Raw genomic sequence first — 2,466 nt, 5'->3', positions numbered from 1 at the left:
AGGCGCTCGAGGATAGTGACGACGTGCAGAACGTGTGGACCAACGTCGACCTGTCCGACGAGGTCCTCGCAGCCCTCGAAACCGAATAGGAGCCACGCCGTTGTCGACGATCCATTTCATCTCCGGTCTGCCGCGCTCAGGTTCGACCCTGCTGGCCGCGTTACTGCGGCAGAACCCGCGTTTCGAGGCCGGGATGTCGGGCCCGCTGGCGGGCTTGTTCGGCGCGTTGCTCGGCGAGATGAGCGCCCGCAACGAGTTCTCGGTGTTCATCGACGACGCGAAGCGGGAACGGATCCTGCACGGGCTGTTCGACAGCTTCTACGCCGACTGCGCCGCGGAGGTGGTCTTCGACACCAATCGAGCGTGGTGCGGGTGGATGCCGGCGGTCACGCGGCTGTTTCCGGACGCCAAGGTGATTGCCTGCGTGCGCGAGCTGACGTGGGTGGTCGACAGCATCGAACGATTGATCCAGCGCAACGTGTTCACGCCGTCCTCGATCTTCGGCTTCAATCCCGGCGGCACTGTCTACACTCGCGCCAACGGGATTGTGGCGCAGGACGGAATGGTCGGGGCGCCCTACGACATGCTCAAACAGGCCTGTTACGGCGCACAGCGGGACAAGCTGCTGGTTGTGCAGTACGAGACTCTGACCACTGATCCGGGCCGGACGATGCGTGCCATCTACGACTTCATCGGTGAACCGATGTACCCCCACACTTTTGACAATGTCGACTATGACGTCACCGACTTCGACGAACGGGCCGGCACGCCGGGCCTACACACCGTTCACGGCGAGGTCCGGGCCAAGCCGCGGGAGTCGATCCTGCCGCCCGACCTGTTCAACCGCTTCACCCGCGACGCGTTCTGGCGCGACCCGCAGGCCGTGCCCGCTGGTTTGCGGGTGGTTTAGCGAACAGCCGTCACTCAGTTCAAGCCTAGGTCCTGAACATTTGTTTCACATGCCATAGTTATGTACTGTCGTCCATATCGGTGGCGTGTGGGGCATGTCACCGGCGACGACGGGGTGCGCAACATGACTCAGGACGTTCATCCGGTTATCACGAGCGGGCTGGCCCTGGTCGGCGCCGGCATGATCGCCATCACACCGGTTCAGGCGCCCGCCGAGGCGGTGCATCGGGCCGTGCAGCTAACCACCACGCTGGACGACATCGTGCCGCCGGGCACCAGCCCGTTCGACTGGCCCACCGTCGTGCAATCGGTCGTGGGACATGGTGCGTCCCAGATCGGGAACGGCGTGACCGACTTCGCCGAGGGTGATTTCATCCACGGACTGGATTCAATAGTCACCGGCGTGGACAACATCCTGTTCGCCGCACCGCAGGACGTCTTTCTTGGGATAGTGCAAAGCTCGCTGGGGCAGCTGCCGGTCTTCTACGAGCTTTTCCAGGTGCTCGGCGAAGGGGCGCAACTGCCTCCGGCGTTTCCGATCACCGACCTGGCTGGGCTGTTCACCGACCTGCAATGGCTGGTCGGGGCCGGCTTCAACGCCATTTCCGATGGCGCCACCGACCTCGGTCAGGGCGCCACCGGCCTGGGCCTCGGCGAGATCATCATGGGCTTGAACCACCTGCTGGTGTCGTTCCCGCAGTGGCTGGCGCTCGGTCCGCTGCACATCGCGCTCAATGCGGTAGCGGACCCTGACGGTGTGCTTCCCGATCCCAGCGCGGTGGTGGAGGCCGTGCAGGATGCGGTGAACCTCGGCCAGACCCAGATCGACAGCGGGGTGGATCACCTCACCGACGGCAACGTGACCGACGCACTGTGGAATCTGAGCAGCGGTGCCAGCAACCTGCTGATTGGCACCCCACAGAACGCCCTGATCAGCATCATTGACATCCTGGCCGGAGAGCTGGCCCTGTACCCGCATTTCTCCCCGATCATCGACGACTGGCCGTCGCTGGATCTGGACGGGTTCCTCGCCGACCTGCAGGCCCGATTCGACAACCTCGCGGAGGCCTTCAGTCTCGGAGTCGAACGACTCTTCGAGGGAAACCTGCAAATGGGTGTGGCCCTCTTGGCGCGTGGACTCGACCAGCTGTTCGTGGAGATCCCCACCGAACTAATTCTCGGTCCGGTAACGCTGTTGCTGTCCGACCTGTGACGCCCCGCGTGTCCCTACCGGAGGTTGTCACCCCCACCCGCTAGCCTATCGAACAAATGTTCACCACAGTGGGGAGTGTGCGGTGCGGGTGATGGGCGTCGACCCTGGGCTGACGCGGTGCGGGCTGTCAGTGGTCGAAGGCGGGCAGGGGCGTCAGGTCACCGCTTTGGATGTCGATGTGGTGCGCACCCCGGCCGATCAGCCGCTGCCGCAGCGGCTGTTGACCATCAGCGACACCGCCGAGCACTGGCTGGACACTCACCACCCCGACGTGATCGCGATCGAGCGAGTGTTCTCCCAACAGAATGTCTCCACGGTGATGGGCACCGCGCAGGCCGGCGGGG

Annotated in this window: 3 protein-coding genes and 1 pseudogene; all 4 read left to right on the top strand. The window is 64.3% G+C overall.

The genetic code is table 11. From position 1 onward, the window contains the following. Positions 1 to 89 (top strand): annotated as a pseudogene (locus LI94_RS23465) (YebC/PmpR family DNA-binding transcriptional regulator); the annotation flags it as partial. Between the two features lie 11 nt (positions 90 to 100). Further along, entirely contained in the window at positions 101 to 910 is an 810-nt protein-coding gene (locus LI94_RS20870; RefSeq protein WP_024443311.1) for a sulfotransferase, read from the top strand. A 123-nt stretch (positions 911 to 1,033) separates the two neighbouring features. After that, positions 1,034 to 2,122: a hypothetical protein gene (locus LI94_RS20865; RefSeq protein WP_152664903.1), complete on the top strand. Its 1,089-nt coding sequence runs from the start codon at positions 1,034 to 1,036 to the stop codon at positions 2,120 to 2,122. An 82-nt stretch (positions 2,123 to 2,204) separates the two neighbouring features. After that, positions 2,205 to 2,466, top strand: a 262-nt coding sequence (locus tag LI94_RS20860; RefSeq protein WP_046302429.1) for a crossover junction endodeoxyribonuclease RuvC, incomplete at its 3' end; no start/stop codon positions are given.

The sequence above is a fragment of the Mycobacterium sp. UM_Kg27 genome (assembly GCF_000972905.1).
Lineage (GTDB): Bacteria > Actinomycetota > Actinomycetes > Mycobacteriales > Mycobacteriaceae > Mycobacterium.
The sequence above is the reverse complement of the archived record's forward strand: the minus strand, read 5'-3'. Positions and strand labels throughout refer to the sequence as shown.